Consider the following 14,444-nt stretch of genomic DNA (forward strand, 5'->3'; position numbering starts at 1 on the left):
CTCCGGCGACGATCCGGTGTGCCCGGTGACGGCCCGCGCCAGCCGCGCGTCGGCAACAACCCGTTCGGCGTCGGCTCGGGCGCCCCGCCGCGCCCGGCCGCCCCGCGTCCCGGCCCGCCGCCCCAGCAGGGTGGCGGTGGCCAGCAGGGCGAGGGTCGTCCCGGTGGCGGCGGCGCGCCGCGTCCCGGTCCCGGCGCCGGTGGGCCCCGCCCGCCGCAGCGCTCCGGTGAGGCCGGTCGCGGTGGCCCGCGGCCGAACCCGGGCAACATGCCCCCGCGGCCGAACCCCGGCATGATGCCCGCCCGTCCGGCGGGTGGTCGTCCCGCGCCCGGTGGGCGTGGTGGTCCCGGCGGCGGTCGTGGTGGCCCCGGCGGACGTCCGGGTGGTCCGGGCGGTCGTCCCGGCGGCGGTGGCGGCGGCTTCCGTCCCGGTGGCGGTGGCCCCGGTGGCGGTGGCGGCGGTGCCCCGGCGGGCGGCGGCTTCCGCGGTCGTCCCGGTGGCGGCGGCGGTCGTGGCCGCGGCGGCACCGCGGGTGCCTTCGGTCGTCCCGGCGGTCCGGCCCGCAAGGGCCGCAAGTCGAAGCGGCAGAAGCGCCAGGAGTTCGACTCGATGCAGGCCCCCTCGGTGGGCGGCGTCCGCCTGCCCAAGGGCCAGGGCGAGACGATCCGGCTGCCGCGCGGCGCGTCGCTGACGGACTTCGCCGAGAAGATCAACGCCAACCCGGCGTCGCTGGTCCAGGTGCTGTTCCACCTGGGCGAGATGGTCACGGCCACGGCCTCGGTCGCGGACGAGATCCTCGAGATGCTCGGCACCGAGATGAACTACAACGTCCAGGTCGTCAGCCCGGAGGAGGAGGACCGCGAGCTGCTCGACAGCTTCGACATCTCCTTCGGCGACGAGGGCGACGAGGAGGACTGGGTCGTCCGGCCGCCGGTCGTGACCATCATGGGTCACGTCGACCACGGTAAGACCCGCCTGCTCGACACGATCCGCAAGGCGAACGTCCGCGAGGGCGAGGCCGGCGGCATCACCCAGCACATCGGCGCCTACCAGGTGCAGACGGAGCTGGAGGGCATCGAGCGGCCGATCACCTTCATCGACACCCCGGGTCACGAGGCGTTCACCGCCATGCGTGCCCGCGGGGCGAAGTCCACGGACATCGCGGTGATCGTGGTCGCGGCGGACGACGGCGTCATGCCCCAGACGGTCGAGGCGATCAACCACGCCCAGGCGGCCGACGTGCCGATCGTGGTCGCGGTGAACAAGATCGACGTCGAGGGCGCCAACCCGGCGAAGATCCGCCAGCAGCTGACCGAGTACAACCTGGTCGCGGAGGAGTACGGCGGCGACACGATGTTCGTCGACATCTCCGCGAAGCAGGGGACGAACATCGAGCAGCTGCTCGAGGCGATCCTGCTCACCGCGGACGCGGCGCTGGACCTCCGGGCCAACCCGGACATGGAGGCCCAGGGCGTCACCATCGAGGGTCACCTCGACCGTGGCCGCGGCCCCGTCGCGACCGTGCTGGTCCAGCGCGGCACGCTGCGGGTCGGCGACTCGATCGTCGCGGGCGACGCCTCCGGGCGCGTCCGGCGGATGGTCGACGAGCACGGCGCGGACGTCACCGAGGCGCTCCCGTCGCGTCCGGTGCAGGTCATCGGTCTGACCTCGGTCCCGGGTGCGGGCGACACGTTCCTCGTCGTCGACGAGGACCGGGTGGCCCGGCAGATCGCGGACCGCCGGCGGGCGCGCGAGCGCAACGCCGAGCTGGCCAGCCGCCGCAAGCGCGTGTCGCTCGAGGACCTCGACGCCGCGCTGAAGGAGACCAGCACCCTCAACCTGATCATCAAGGGTGACAACTCGGGTACCGTCGAGGCCCTCGAGGACGCCCTGATGAAGCTGGACGTGGGTGAGGACGTCGACCTGCGGGTGATCCACCGCGGCGTCGGTGGCATCACCGAGGGCGACATCAACCTCGCCATCGCGGACAACGTCATCGTCATGGGCTTCAACGTCCGTGCCGAGGGCAAGGCCACGGAGCTGGCCAACCGCGAGGGCGTGGAGATCCGCTACTACTCGGTGATCTACCAGGCGATCGAGGAGATCGAGCAGGCCCTGAAGGGCATGCTCAAGCCCGAGTACGAGGAGGTCGAGCTCGGCCGCGCGGAGGTCCGCGAGGTCTTCAAGTCCTCCAAGTTCGGCACGATCGCCGGTTGCCTCGTGATGAACGGCGAGATTCGCCGCAACGCCCGCGGGCGGCTGCTGCGCGACTCGGTGGTCATCGCGGAGAACCTGCCGATCAGCTCGCTGCGCCGCTTCAAGGACGACGTGGTCGAGGTCCGCGAGGGCTTCGAGTGCGGTCTCACCCTGGGCACGTACAGCGACATCAAGGTCGACGACGTGATCGAGACCTTCGAGATGCGGGAGAAGCCCCGCGCGTGATCGAACTCGGCGGCGCGGTCGGTACCCCACCGGCCGCGCCGTCGCGCAGGTGACATGTACGTAGGAGCACTGGAGCTGGACGTCCTGCTCGGGGACGTCCACTCGCTCAAGCAGAAGCGCTCCGCCGTGCGGCCCGTCGTGGCCGAGCTGCGGCGGCGCTTCGCGGTGTCCGCCGCCGAGGCGGGGCACCTGGACCTGCACCGCCGTGCCCTGATCGGGGTGTCCTGCGTCGCCGCGGACCCCCGGCACGTCACGGACGTGCTGGACTCGTGCGAGCGGCTCGTGGCCGCCCGCCCCGAGCTGGAACTGCTGTCGGCCCGGCACCGGATGCTGGGGCCGGAGGATTGAACGGCGCGTGAGCGGAGATCCTCGACCCGTCGACGGTCGCCGTGCACGACTCGCAGGGAGGAGCGCGTCATGGTGGACCAGGCCCGCGCCCGCCGGTTGGCGAAGCGGATCTCGCAGATCGTCGCCGGGGCGCTCGAGCACGAGGTGAAGGACCCGCGCCTGGCGATGGTGACCATCACCGACACCCGGGTCACCGGGGACCTGCGCGAGGCCACCGTGTACTACACGGTGCTCGGCCGCACGGTCGACGAGGCGCCCGACGGCGCGGGGGCCGCCGCCGCGCTCGAGAGCGCCAAGGGCGTGCTGCGCACGATGGTCGGCCGCCAGACCGGTGTCCGGCACACCCCGAGCCTGGCCTTCGTCGCCGACGAGGTCCCGGAGGAGGCCCGCCGGATGGAGGAGCTGCTCGCCCGCACCCGCGCGTCCGACGCCGAGGTCGCCCGGCTGGCCGCCGGCGCCCGGCACGCCGGCGACGCCGATCCGTACCGCGCGCCGCGCGAGGAGGACCCCGGGTCCGCCGCGGCCGGGGAGGAGTGAGCACCCGGTGACCGCGCAACCCCGGTTCGCGGCGTTGGGCCCGGACGACCGGGTCGACGCCGACGCCGCGATCGACCGCGCGGTCACCCTGGCGGTGCGCGACGCCGCCGCCGTCCTGCGCGAGGCGGAGGAGATCGTCGTCCTCGGGCACGTGTCGCCCGACGCCGACACCCTGGGCAGCGCCCTCGCGCTCGGACTGGCGCTGCACCGGCGCGGCAAGTCGGTGCGGGTGTCCTTCGGCGTGCGTGGCGGGGACGAGTCCGCGCCCGAGTCCCTGCGCGCGCTCGACTCCGCGGGCCTGCTGGTCCCGGCGTCGGCCGTGCCGGAGGCACCGGAGGTCGTGGTCGCGTGCGACACCGCCGACCAGCACCGGCTCGGCGTGCTCGCCGGGCGGATCGACGCCGCCGACCGGTCGGTCCTGGTCGACCACCACGCCTCGAATCCCGGTTTCGGCAGCGTGCGCGTGCTCGACCCGCGGGCCGAGGCGACCGTGATGCTGGTCCGGCGCATCCTCGCCGAGCTCGGCACGCCGCTGGACGCGGAGATCGGCCGCTGCCTCTACGCGGGGCTGGCCACGGACACCGTCGGCTTCCGGATCGGCGGGCCGGGCCCGCACCTGCTGGCCGCCGAGCTGGTCGAGGTGGGGGTGGACGTCGAGCCGCTGATGCGCGGGCTCGTCGACTCGCACCCCTTCGCCTGGCTGGGCGCGCTCGGCGGGATCCTCGCCGCCGCCGAGCTGGAGACGGGTGTACCGGCCGGGCGGGCGACGGTGCACGCCACCGTGCCGCTCGACGTCGTCCGGCGCTTCCGGCCCGAGGAGGTCGAGAGCGTGGTCGACCACGTCCGCACCGCCGTCGAGGCCGAGGTCACCGTGGTCCTCAAGCAGGTCGGCGAGACCCGCTGGACCGTGTCGCTGCGCTCGCGGGGCGCGGTCGACGTCGCGGCGGTGGCCGTCGGGCTCGGTGGCGGCGGTCATCCGCGGGCGGCCGGGTTCACGGTCGACGGGACCCGGGACGAGGTCCTCGCGGCGATCCGGACCGCACTGGCGACGCGGGGACGATCCGGACGAACGTGATACCTCACGTTCACCGCGTTCTCAGGGTGGGGTGCGTACCCTCGGGCCCGACGAGGAGGACGACTTGACTGCTGAGCCCGCCCTCCCCGCCCCGTCCACCCCCCGGGGTGGCGTGGCCGGGAGCATCCCGACCTGCCCCGCACCGCCGCTCGCCGCCGGTCCGCGGCGCGCGTTCCTGGCAGCCGCGGTGCGCAGCCCGGGCCAGATCGGGGCCGTGGCCCCGAGCTCGCCGAGACTGGCCGACCTGCTGGCCTCGGTGGTCCCCACCCACGGCGCACCGACCGTCGTCGAGCTGGGGCCGGGCACCGGGTCGGTGTCCGCGGCCATCGCCGAGCGGCTGCCGACCGGCGCGCGGCACCTCGCCGTGGAGCTCGACCCCCGCCTGGCCGCCTACCTGCGCCGGACCCGTCCGGACATGGAGGTCGTCGACGGCGACGCCGAGCACCTCACCGGACTGCTCGCCGCGCGCTCGGTGCCCCGTGTCGACGCGGTGGTGAGCGGGCTGCCCTGGTCGCTGTTCGGCGGGGCCACCCAGCGCGCCATCCTCGACCAGGTCGCCACGGCGATCGGTCCGACCGGCGCCTTCGCGACCTTCGCCTACACCCACACCGCGCCGATGACCACGGCCCGCCGCTTCCGCCGGATGCTGTCGGAGGTGTTCGACGAGGTCGTGGTCAGCCGGACGGTCTGGCGCAACCTGCCCCCCGCGTACGCCTACGTCTGCCGCCGGCCGCGGGCCTGAGGCCGGTACCAGAGCGTCCAGCGCGAGACGGGCAGGTACCCCATCGCCCGGTAGACGCCGTGCCCGTCGTCGCTGGAGATCAGCGCGGCGGGCAGGGCCGGGTCGGCCAGTGTGGCCGCCCAGGTCACGGCCGCGCCGATGCCGCGGCCGCGGTGCTCCGGCAGGGTGGCCACGCACTCCACGTCGACCACCCCGTGCCCGGCCCAGGACAGCGCGGTCGCGACCGGCGTGCCGTCGGCGTACGCCAGCCAGAACCGTGCCGGCCCGCCCAGCAGGGCGGCCGGGGCGGGCGAGGCGGGCGTGGGGAATCCGGCCGCCAGCACGGCGGCCCACTCGGCGAGGCCGGCGGGGTCGTGCACCTCGGTCACCGTGACGTCCCGCGGCGGCGGCGGGGCGGCCCCGCCCGCGGGCCGCACCATGAAGTGCGGACACCCCATGAGCTGCAGCCCGGCGGATCGCAGGTCCGGCGTGGGGTGCGGGGTGATGAGCAGGCAGGGCCGCTCGGGCCCGACGTCCGCGGCGCGCGCCATAGCGAGGTCCACCGGCCCCGCGGACAGCGCCGCGTTGAGGAACACGCAGGGGGACAGCGCGTCGGCGACCAGGAGCCCGCCGACGCGGCGCACGGTGCCGCCGGCGGCCTCCGCCCACGCCGCGGCCCGGTCGCTCATGGCCCGCATCGCGGCGAGGGTCAGCGAGTCGCCGGAGGGGGTGGTGTCCTCCCAGCCGGTGACCGGTGCGTCCGTCTCCGTGCTCATCTCGGCGCTCATCGCCCTGCTCCAGCGGGTAGACGCGGAACGTGCTCGGTCGACATGCCGGGCTGCGGCATCCCGGAAGGGTAGAGCCGACGAGCGCGGTAGGGATCCGCAACGCGAACCCGAACGCGGGCGTCGGCCGGCGGGCGCTGTCGGTGCGCTGTGAAACCATGGGCCGGTGAGTTCGCCCGATCACGAGGGGGTGCCCGCCCGGCAGGTCCTCCGGCTCGCGGTGCAGGCCTTGCCCGTGCTGGCCGCGGAGCCGTTGTACGTGCTGGTCGACACCGCCGTCGTCGGGCGACTGGGGGCGGTGCCGCTCGCCGGGCTGGCCGTCGCGGGCGTGCTGTTCGCGCAGGTCACCACCGCCCTGAACTTCCTGTCCTACGGCACCACCGCCCGCTCGGCCCGGCTGCACGGCGCGGGCCGGCGACCCGAGGCGGTCGGCGAGGGCGTGCAGGCCACGTGGGTGGCGCTCGCCGTCGGGCTGCTGGTGCTCGGCGTCGGCCAGCTCGTCGCGCGACCGGTCGCGAACGCCCTGGGCGACGGCGGCGCGGTCGCCGACGCCGCCGTCGGCTGGCTGCGCATCGCGCCGTTCGGGGCACCGCTGATCCTGGTCACGCTCGCCGGGAACGGCTGGATGCGCGGTGTGCAGGACACCGCCCGCCCGCTGCGCTATGTCCTGGCCGGCAACGGGCTGTCCGCCGTGCTCTGCCCGGTGCTGGTCCACGGGCTGGGGTGGGGCCTGGAGGGCTCGGCCGTCGCGAACGTGGCGGCGCAGGTCGTCGTCGCCGGGCTGTTCCTGGTCGCGCTCGGCCGGGAGAAGAAGGCGCACCCGGAGGTGTCCCTACTCCCGCGGCTGCCCCTGATCCGCGCGCAGCTGTCCATGGGCCGCGACCTGATCCTGCGCACCGCGGGCTTCCAGATCTGCTTCCTGTCGGCCACGGCGGTGGCGGCGCGGTTCGGGGCGTCGGCGGTGGCCGCGCACCAGGTCGTGCTGCAGCTGTGGAACTTCCAGGCCCTCGTGCTCGACGCTGTCGCGATCGCCGCGCAGGCCCTCGTCGGCGCCGCGCTGGGTGGGGGCGGCGCCGAGCACGCGAAGGGCGTGGCGGCGCAGGTGATCCGGTACGGGCTGATCCTCGGCGTGGTGTTCGCGGTCGTGTTCGCCGCGCTCTACCCGGTGCTGCCCGGCCTGTTCACCGGCGACGCGGCCACCCTGGACACGATCCCGGAGGCCTGGTGGTTCTTCGTCGCGCTGCAACCCGTGGCCGGCGTGGTGTTCGCGATCGACGGCGTGCTGCTCGGCGCGGGCGACGCCGCGTTCCTGCGCACCACGACCCTGCTCGCGGCCGTCGCCGGCTTCCTCCCGCTGATCTGGATCTCGCTCGTCGCGGGCTGGGGGCTGGTCGGGATCTGGACCGGCCTGTCGCTGTTCATGCTGATCAGGTTCGTGGCGGTGGGCCTGCGGACGCGGTCGGGACGCTGGGCGGTGCCGGGCGCGGTGCTGGGTCCGGCGTCGGACCCGCAGGCAGGCTGACCCGGAAGAGCGTCCCGGGGTCGCGCGGCACCACCTCGACCGACCCGCCGAGGCGGCGGACGATCCGGGCGACCAGCGCCAGCCCGATCCCGCGCGGCCGGTCCGGCCGGGCCTCCTTGGTGGAGAACCCGTGCTCGAACACGTCGTCGGCGGCCTCGGGCGGGATGCCCGGCCCGGAGTCGGCGACCTCGAGCACGCCGTCGGCGAGGTGCACCTCCACCCACGGGTCGGGCGAGCCCTCCGCGGCGTCGAGGGCGTTGTCGACGAGGTTGCCGACGAGCGAGACGAGGTCGTCCGGGCCGAGGGGGACGGGGTCGTCGGTCTCGTCGTGCACGGTGAACGCGATCCCGCGCTCGCTCGCGGTCCACGCCTTGTCGGTGAGCAGCGCGGCCAGCACCGGGTCGTGCACGGTGTCGAGCACCGGCCCGCGCGCCCGGTCGACGGCCGCGGTGCCGGCCCGCAGCGCGTCGTCGGTGTCGCCGAGCTGCACGAGGGTGAGCACGGTCTGCATGCGGTTGGCGAACTCGTGGGCCTGCCCGGCGAGCGCCCGGGCCCGGTCCCGGGCGGCGTCGCGCTCGCGCAGCACCCCCGACAGCTCCGTGCGGTCCCGCAGCGTGACGACGCGGGTGCCGTCGCCGGCGCGCGGCCCGGCGGCGGTGCGGGAGAGCAGCAGGACGCGCTCGCCGGCCAGCGTGAGGGTGTCCCGGACGTCCTCGACGCCGCCGGTGGCCAGCCGGGTGACCGCCCGCAGCGCGGGGTCCACGCCCAGCTCGACCAGCCGTCGTCCCTCCACGGGTTCGTCCGGGGTGAAGCCGAGCAGCCGCCGCGCCTCGGCGTTGAGCACCACGACCCGGCCGTCCCGGTCGAGCACCATCAGGCCCTCGCGCACGGCCCGCAGGACGGCGTCGTGGTGGGTGTAGGCCGCGGCGATCTCCTCGGGCTCCAGGCCGAGCGTCTGCCGCCGCACGCGCCGGGCCAGCAGCCAGGCGAGGAACGCCCCGAGCGCCACCGCCCCCGCGGCCACGGCGAGGATCCACGGCAGCTCGCGCGCCACCAGCGCGCTGATCCGGGTCTCCAGCACACCCACCGACACCAGCCCGACGACCTGGCCCCGGTCGGTCACCGGGACCACGGTCCGGACGGACGGCCCGAGGGTGCCGGGGTAGTCCTCGGTGTAGGCCCGGCCGGCGCGGGCCTCGGCGATCGAGCCGACGTACACCCCGCCGATCCGGTCCGGCTCGGCGTGGCTGTACCGCACGCCGTCGGGGGTCATGATCACGACGAAGGCGGTGCCGGTCGCGACCCGTACCCGCTCGGCCAGGGGCTGCAGGGTCCGGGAGACGCCCAACGGGTCGCCCCCGGCCGCGACCGCCGCCACCACGGCCGGGTCGCCGGCCACGGACTGCGCGGTCGCCAGGGTGAGCCGGGCCGCCGCGGCGGACTCGAGCTCGCGGGCCCCGAACACCCCCAACGCCGCGACCCCGCCGACGGTCACCAGCACCGTCACGAGCTGCAGCAGGAGCAGCCGGCTGACGAGGCGGGAACCGCGGCGGGGTCGGGGGGACACGCCGGTGATTGTGCTACCGGACGGTCTCGTGGGTCTCGCTGCTCTCCTCGGTCCGTCCGGTGGGCGGCAGGGTCTTGCCGGTGCTGGTGACCCGGCCGGTGCGCTCGGTGGCGACCTCGTAGCCGCCGCCGGCGCCGACCGCCGCCAGCTCCTTCTCGGACTCGTCCTCCTCGGCCCCCGAGCCGTGCTCCAGCTCCATGGCCTCGTCGACCAGCGACGGGTCGTCGAGCACCGCCTTCAGCCGCTCGCGGTCGAGCTCCCCGTTCCAGCGGGCGATGACCAGGGTGGCCACGACGTTGCCGATGCAGTTGGTCAGCGCCCGGCCCTCGCTCATCACCCGGTCGATGCCGATGATCAGCGCGATGCCGACGGCGATCGCCTCGGCCGAGAAGAACTCGCCGCCGAAGGCCTGCAGCGACGCGGCCAGGGTGACCAGGCCGGCGCCGGTGATGCCCGCGGCGCCCTTCGACGTCAGGACCATGAGCAGGGCGAGGCCGATCTGCAGGGCGATCGGCAGGGACTCGTTGCCCGCCTGGATGATGAACAGCGCACCCAGGGTCAGGTAGATGCAGGTGCCGTCGAGGTTGAACGAGTAGCCGGTCGGGATGACCAGGCCGACGGTCTGCTTCGACGCGCCCGCCGCCTCCAGCTTGGTGAGCAGCCGCGGCAGCACCGACTCCGACGACGAGGTGCCGACGATGATCAGCAGCTCGTCCTTGATCAGCCGGATGACCTTGAGGATGTTGAACCCGGCCCACCAGGACACGAGCCCGAGCACCGCGACGACGAAGAACGCGCAGGTCCCCCAGAAGACGCCCATCAGCTTGACGAGGTTGGTCAGCGACGAGGCGCCGAACTGGGCGACGGTGTAGGCCATGCCGCCGAACGCGGCGACCGGCGCGGCCCACATGATCAGCTTGATGATGCCGAAGATGACCTTGGAGATCGTCTCGATCGAGCCGACGACCCGCTTGCGCAGCGGCGCGGCCAGCAGCGACACCGAGCAGGCGGTGAGGATCGCCAGCACCAGCACGCGCAGGACCTCGTTCTCGACGAACGGGCCGAGGAAGCTGGTCGGGAGCAGGTCGTTGAGGATGAAGCCGGTCAGCCCGGCGTCCTGGGAGCCCTGGTCGACCTGCTTGGCGGCCGACTCCAGCGCGGTCGCGGACGGCTGGCCGCTGAACCCGGAGCCCGGCGCGAAGATGTTCGCCGCGAGCAGGCCGATCGTCAGCGCGACGACCGTCGCGACCAGGAAGTAGAAGAGCGCCTTGAGGGCGAGCCCGCCGGCGCGGGCGAGGTTGCCGATCGACGCGATGCCCACGACGACGGTGCAGAAGATCACCGGCGCCACGATCACCTTGATCATCTGGATGAAGCCGTCGGCGAGCCACTTGGCGCCCTTGGCGGCGTCGGGCGCCACGAGCCCGAACACCACACCGAGGACGATGCCGACGATGACCCAGAACCAGAGCTGGGTGAAGAAGCGCTTTCGAGGTGCGGCTTCGGTTGTTGTCACGTGTCGTCCTCCTCGACGTCCGGTGCCGGGGAGCACGCTAGGAACGTGACCGGCGCCATGTCAGGGCGTAGGCGTCCATAATTGGGCCGGGCTTGAGGTTCCGCAGGATGGGAGCAACCGGACGGTGCGCGCACTTCTGGTCGAGGACGACGAGGTCCTCGGCGGTGCCATGGCGAAGGCGCTCGGCACCGCGGGCTTCCGCGTGCGGCACGTGACCAGCGGGGCCGCGGCGCTCGCGGCGGTGCGCGAGTCCGAACCGGACGTCGTGCTCCTCGACATGGGACTGCCGGACCGGGACGGGATCGGCGTGTGCCGCGGCATCCGGGCGGTCTCGCGGGTGCCGATCCTCGCGGTGACCGGCCGCGGGGCCGTGGAGGCGCGGGTCAGCGGGCTGCGCAACGGGGCGGACGACTACATCGTCAAGCCGTTCCTCGTCGAGGAGCTGCTGGCCCGGATCGACGCCGTGCTGCGCCGCACGCGCGGGCTCGGGGTGGCGCCCGCCGTCGTCGCCGGGGACGTGGAGATCGACCTCGCCCGCCGCGCGGTCACCGTCGCCGGCGCCGAGGTCGGGTTGGCGCGCAAGGAGTTCGACCTGCTCGCGGCGCTCGCCCGCCGCGAGGGCGCCGTCGTCGCGCGGGACGAGCTGCTCGACGAGGTGTGGGGGACCACCGACTCCTCCGCGCGCCGCACCCTGGAGGCGCACGTGGCGCTGGTGCGGTCCAAGCTGGGCCGGCCGGAGGTGATCGTGACGGCACGCGGCGTGGGGTACCGGCTGGGCAAGTAACCTCACCCGCCGTGCCCGCACGTTCCGGCCCCGCCCCCGACCCCGGTCTCGTGATCGTCGACAAGCCCGGCGGTCTCACCTCGCACGACGTGGTCGCGCGGCTGCGACGCATCCTGCGCACCCGCAAGGTCGGGCACGCCGGCACCCTCGACCCGATGGCCACCGGCGTGCTGGTGTGCGGGGTCGAGCGGGGCACCAAGCTGCTCGGGCACCTCGCGCTCGACACCAAGGCCTACACCGCGACGATCCGGCTCGGCGCCGCCACGACCACGGACGACGCCGAGGGCGAGATCGTGTCGACGGCCGATGCCTCGGGGGTCGGGGACGGGGCGATCGCCTCGGCCATGGCGGCGCTGACCGGCGAGATCCTGCAGGTCCCGTCCTCGGTCAGCGCGATCAAGATCGACGGGAAGCGGGCCTACGCACGGGTGCGGGCGGGGGAGACCGTGGAGATCCCGGCGCGACCGGTGACGGTCTCGGAGTTCGAGCTGCTCGAGCGCCGCGGCGCGGACCTCGACGTGGTCGTGTCGTGCTCGTCCGGGACCTATGTGCGGGCGCTGGCCCGGGACCTGGGCGCGGCGCTGGGCGTGGGCGGGCACCTGACGGCGTTGCGGCGCACCCGGGTCGGGCCGTTCGACCTCGGGCACGCGCGCACGCTGGAGGAGCTGGAGGCCGCGCCCGGGCTGTCGCTCGACCTCGACGCGGCCGTGGCGACCGCCTTCCCCCGCCTGGACGTCGACGCCGGCGGCGCCACGGACGTCTCGCACGGCAAGCGGCTGCCCGCGGCGGGTCTGACCGGCACCTACGGCGTGTTCGCGCCCGACGGCCGCGTGCTCGCCCTCATGGCCGACTCCGGGGGCGCGGCGAAGCCGGTCGTGGTGCTCGCCCCGGCGGGCTCGTGAGCAGGCGGGTTCCGTAGGGTGGCGATCGTGGAGCGGTGGCGTGGACTCGAGGCCGTGCCGTCGGGGTGGGGCCGCAGTGTCGTGACCATCGGGGTCTTCGACGGCGTGCACCGCGGGCACCGGCAGCTGATCGAGCGGGCGGTCGCCCGGGGCCGGGAACGCGGTCTGCGCAGCGTCGTCGTCACCTTCGACCCGCATCCCGCGGAACTGGTCCGCCCCGGCTCGCACCCCGCCGCGCTGACCACCCTCGAGCGGCGCGCCGACCTCGTCGAGGAGGCGGGGGCGGACGCGTTCTGCGTCATCCCCTTCACCGCCGAGCTCGCGCACATGAAGCCCGCCGAGTTCGCGCACGAGGTGCTGGTCGACACGCTGCACGCCGCCGTCGTGGTCGTGGGCACCAACTTCACCTTCGGCTACAAGGCGGCCGGCGACATCGGCACCCTGCACGAGCTGGGCACCCGGTTCGGCTTCCAGGTCGAGGCGCTGGACCTGATCACGGACGACGGCGTCACGTTCTCCTCCACCTACATCCGCTCGTGCATCGACGCGGGCGACATGGAGGCCGCCGCCGCCGCGCTCGGCCGCCTCCACCGGGTCGACGGCGTGGTGGTGCACGGCGACAAGCGCGGCCGCGAGCTGGGCTTTCCCACCGCCAACGTCGCCTGCGCGGTGCACACCGCCCTGCCCGCCGACGGCGTCTACGCGGGCTGGTTCCTGCTGGGCGAGCGGCGGCTGCCCGCGGCGGTGTCGGTCGGCTCCAACCCGACCTTCTCCGGCAAGGTCCGCACGGTCGAGGCGTACGTCCTCGACGTCGACGAGGACTTCTACGGTTACGAGGTCGGCATCGAGTTCGCCCACCGCCTCCGCGGCCAGGAGCGGTTCGACGGCATCGACCCGCTCGTCGAGCAGATGAACGCCGACGTCGAGCGGACGCGGGAGCTGCTGGGGGTCTGAGTGCCCTCGGGCTCGCGGGGGTGGCAGTCCGGCGGGCCCTGTCTCGGGTGGGGCCTGCGCGGTTCCCGGTGCCGAGTTCTCGCGTTCCGCCCCGGGAAGGGGTGTCCACCTGCCAGCATCCGGGCGTGGAGATCGACAGGCTCGCCGAGAACCGGGAGCGACAGCGGGCGCTGTACGGGACCCCGCTCGCCGAGCGGGTGCACCGGATGCTGCGGGTCCTCGGGATCACGCAGGGCACGCTGGCCGCGACGCTCGGGATGAGCCCGGCGATGCTGTCACAGCTGGTCAGCGCCAAGCGCGTGAAGATCGGCGATCCGGCCGTCCTCGCCCGCCTGCTCCTGCTCGACGGGCGGTGCGCGGCCGGGCCCGTCGCGCCGGAGGACGTCTCCGCCCTGCTCGACGAGGTGCGCACCGCCTCCCCGGAGTGGGCGGCGCTGCTCGCCCGGCCGGTCGAGGCGAGCCACGGCACGTCCGCCGCACCCGTCGGCCCGCTGTCGCGACGGCACCCGTCGACGAGCCGCGGCCCGATCCCGGCCGTCCACCCCGGCGCCGGGCCGCGGTCCGGCCGACCGGTCCTGCACCCCGACCCTCGCCGCGATCCCGCCCTGCTCGCGGTCGAGGCGCTGCGCCGGGTCGCCGGGCCGGCGCAGCTGGTCGCCGCGGCGTCGACCCTCGCCGCGACGTTCCCCGAGCTCGCCGCCCTCCTCCGCCGCGCCGCCGCCACCCGGTGAGCGAGCATTCCCCCCGATGACCACAGCAGACACGCACGGCACACCCGTCACCCACCCTGACCGGCGACGATCGGCGGGTACCCGGAGGTGGGGAGGGCCGCGCTGGTAGCCTCTTCCCCGGGTCCGGCTGCAGTCCGTGGCGGCCGCGACCAGCTTCCCGCCCCGACGCGGTCGCCCACCACGGCGAGCGCGTGGCCCGGGCGCGGGCCCCACGGACGTCACCACACGAAGGAGCACCACCGCAGTGGCACTCACCGCCGCAGACAAGAAGACCATCCTCGACGAGTACGGCGTCCACGAGGGCGACACCGGCTCGCCGGAGGCGCAGGTCGCGCTGCTCACCAAGCGCATCAGCGACCTGACCGAGCACCTCAAGCAGCACAAGCACGACCACCACTCCCGCCGCGGCCTGCTCCTCATGGTCGGCCGCCGCCGCCGCCTGCTGAAGTACCTGGCGTCGGTCGACGTGCAGCGCTACCGCTCGCTCATCGAGCGCCTGGGCCTGCGCCGCTGACCCGGTCCGGGGCCGGGGCGGCGTGAGCCGCCCCGGCTGCCCGGCG

Annotated in this window: 14 protein-coding genes; 11 read left to right on the top strand and 3 right to left on the bottom strand. The window is 74.7% G+C overall.

Annotated features, from left to right (window positions below):
- The 5 genes from infB to PKE99_RS35770 all read left to right on the top strand — a co-directional run.
- A partial coding sequence (infB, locus tag PKE99_RS35750; RefSeq protein WP_271214965.1) for a translation initiation factor IF-2 occupies window positions 1-2,442 on the top strand: 2,442 nt, incomplete at its 5' end.
- 54 nt (window positions 2,443-2,496) lie between these two features.
- A complete protein-coding gene (locus PKE99_RS35755; protein ID WP_037047065.1) occupies window positions 2,497-2,790 on the top strand; it encodes a DUF503 domain-containing protein in 294 nt (97 codons plus the stop codon).
- A 69-nt stretch (window positions 2,791-2,859) separates the two neighbouring features.
- Complete coding sequence (gene rbfA / locus PKE99_RS35760) at window positions 2,860-3,327, top strand: 30S ribosome-binding factor RbfA (RefSeq protein WP_037047066.1); 468 nt, start codon at window positions 2,860-2,862, stop codon at window positions 3,325-3,327.
- Between the two features lie 70 nt (window positions 3,328-3,397).
- The gene (locus PKE99_RS35765; RefSeq protein ID WP_037047185.1) at window positions 3,398-4,402 is read left to right on the top strand and encodes a DHH family phosphoesterase; all 1,005 of its coding nucleotides are present in this window, start codon (window positions 3,398-3,400) and stop codon (window positions 4,400-4,402) included.
- Between the two features lie 187 nt (window positions 4,403-4,589).
- Window positions 4,590-5,144: a class I SAM-dependent methyltransferase gene (locus PKE99_RS35770; RefSeq protein WP_037047186.1), complete on the top strand. Its 555-nt coding sequence runs from the start codon at window positions 4,590-4,592 to the stop codon at window positions 5,142-5,144.
- On the opposite strand, the gene PKE99_RS35775 is transcribed toward PKE99_RS35770, so the two are convergent.
- Window positions 5,117-5,899: a GNAT family N-acetyltransferase gene (locus tag PKE99_RS35775; protein WP_156067672.1), complete on the bottom strand. Its 783-nt coding sequence runs from the start codon at window positions 5,897-5,899 to the stop codon at window positions 5,117-5,119. The genes PKE99_RS35770 and PKE99_RS35775 overlap by 28 nt on opposite strands.
- Window positions 5,900-6,074: 175 nt before the next feature.
- On the opposite strand from PKE99_RS35775, the gene PKE99_RS35780 reads away from it, so the two are divergent.
- A complete protein-coding gene (locus PKE99_RS35780) occupies window positions 6,075-7,430 on the top strand; it encodes an MATE family efflux transporter (protein WP_037047070.1) in 1,356 nt (451 codons plus the stop codon).
- Here the strand turns inward: PKE99_RS35780 and PKE99_RS35785 are convergent.
- Together PKE99_RS35785 and PKE99_RS35790 are read right to left on the bottom strand one after the other, a co-directional pair.
- On the bottom strand, window positions 7,336-8,997 hold the full coding sequence (locus PKE99_RS35785) for a sensor histidine kinase (protein ID WP_051737574.1): 1,662 nt from the start codon (window positions 8,995-8,997) through the stop codon (window positions 7,336-7,338). The genes PKE99_RS35780 and PKE99_RS35785 overlap by 95 nt on opposite strands.
- A gap of 13 nt (window positions 8,998-9,010) precedes the next feature.
- The gene (locus tag PKE99_RS35790) at window positions 9,011-10,513 is read right to left on the bottom strand and encodes a cation:dicarboxylate symporter family transporter (RefSeq protein ID WP_081924203.1); all 1,503 of its coding nucleotides are present in this window, start codon (window positions 10,511-10,513) and stop codon (window positions 9,011-9,013) included.
- Window positions 10,514-10,637: 124 nt separating this feature from the next.
- Between PKE99_RS35790 and PKE99_RS35795 the strand changes: the two genes are divergently transcribed.
- The 5 genes from PKE99_RS35795 (at window position 10,638) to rpsO (ending at window position 14,398) form a co-directional block, all read left to right on the top strand.
- Window positions 10,638-11,297 (top strand): response regulator transcription factor, encoded by a 660-nt coding sequence (locus tag PKE99_RS35795; RefSeq protein ID WP_037047072.1) that lies wholly within the window; start codon window positions 10,638-10,640, stop codon window positions 11,295-11,297.
- Between the two features lie 11 nt (window positions 11,298-11,308).
- A complete protein-coding gene (truB, locus tag PKE99_RS35800) occupies window positions 11,309-12,199 on the top strand; it encodes a tRNA pseudouridine(55) synthase TruB (protein WP_037047073.1) in 891 nt (296 codons plus the stop codon).
- 27 nt (window positions 12,200-12,226) lie between these two features.
- Window positions 12,227-13,153 carry a bifunctional riboflavin kinase/FAD synthetase gene (locus PKE99_RS35805; protein WP_037047190.1) on the top strand — a complete coding sequence of 309 codons (927 nt, stop codon included), beginning with the start codon at window positions 12,227-12,229 and terminating at the stop codon, window positions 13,151-13,153.
- 125 nt (window positions 13,154-13,278) lie between these two features.
- Window positions 13,279-13,884 carry a helix-turn-helix domain-containing protein gene (locus PKE99_RS35810; protein WP_156067673.1) on the top strand — a complete coding sequence of 202 codons (606 nt, stop codon included), beginning with the start codon at window positions 13,279-13,281 and terminating at the stop codon, window positions 13,882-13,884.
- 244 nt (window positions 13,885-14,128) lie between these two features.
- On the top strand, window positions 14,129-14,398 hold the full coding sequence (rpsO, locus tag PKE99_RS35815) for a 30S ribosomal protein S15 (RefSeq protein ID WP_037047075.1): 270 nt from the start codon (window positions 14,129-14,131) through the stop codon (window positions 14,396-14,398).
- Window positions 14,399-14,444: the final 46 nt, after the last annotated feature.

This window comes from Pseudonocardia halophobica (assembly GCF_027922425.1).
Lineage (GTDB): Bacteria > Actinomycetota > Actinomycetes > Mycobacteriales > Pseudonocardiaceae > Pseudonocardia > Pseudonocardia halophobica.

Excerpts from the sequence above, each read along its gene's own strand:
- PKE99_RS35775 (WP_156067672.1), bottom strand. The coding sequence starts at position 5,899 with ATGAGCACGGAGACGGACGCACCGGTCACCGGCTGGGAGGACACCACC.
- rbfA (WP_037047066.1), top strand. The coding sequence starts at position 2,860 with ATGGTGGACCAGGCCCGCGCCCGCCGGTTGGCGAAGCGGATCTCGCAG.
- PKE99_RS35755 (WP_037047065.1), top strand. The coding sequence starts at position 2,497 with ATGTACGTAGGAGCACTGGAGCTGGACGTCCTGCTCGGGGACGTCCAC.